This is a genomic window from Candidatus Protochlamydia sp. W-9 (assembly GCF_001950615.1).
GTDB classification, from domain to species: domain Bacteria; phylum Chlamydiota; class Chlamydiia; order Chlamydiales; family Parachlamydiaceae; genus Protochlamydia; species Protochlamydia amoebophila.
Genome location: NZ_BCPZ01000164.1, coordinates 1 through 545 on the forward strand (window position 1 = coordinate 1; position 545 = coordinate 545).

A 545-nucleotide genomic window follows, 5' to 3' on the forward strand; every position below is an offset into this window, starting at 1 on the left:
GGGTTTAAATTGCCTCTCATGATCAATGAGAAAGGAGAAATTTTGGCTTTTCAGCTAACTCCTGGAAATGTTGCTGATGTTTCTATTGCCGAAACTTTGTCGAAAGGGTTTTTTGGGAAACTATTTGGTGATAAGGGGGGTTATTTCGAAAGAACTTTCAAAGAGGCTTTTGAAACAAGTCTTGAAGTATTTACCATATCAAAGGGATAAATCCAAAATTCAGTTTACTAATTTAAAACATGTTATTTTAAGAAGGCAAGGGCTAAATAAGTGATTAAAACTATTGAACCTTATATAGAAGGCAGATTCTATTTTTTAAAAATGGGAAATGAGGATATTTGAAAGTTTTTGGAGTTAAAAGCTGGTCCTTCTTTTCAGCACTATGCGACCTTTTTATGCTGGAAAGGGTAATGTAAATTGTTTTTCTATTGGTTTTTATGAGGATAAACAACAGAAAAAGATATAGGAAAGCGTCTTGGGAATAAATATATTAAATTTGTGTTTGTAAATAAAAATCTTGAAGAAAATATTGAAATTTCTAAAAA

1 pseudogene is annotated in these 545 nt (G+C 30.6%); it reads left to right on the forward strand.

Going from position 1 to position 545, the window contains the following annotated elements:
• Positions 1-259, forward strand: a pseudogene (locus BU804_RS05575) (transposase); the annotation flags it as partial.
• Positions 260-545 lie beyond the last annotated feature (286 nt).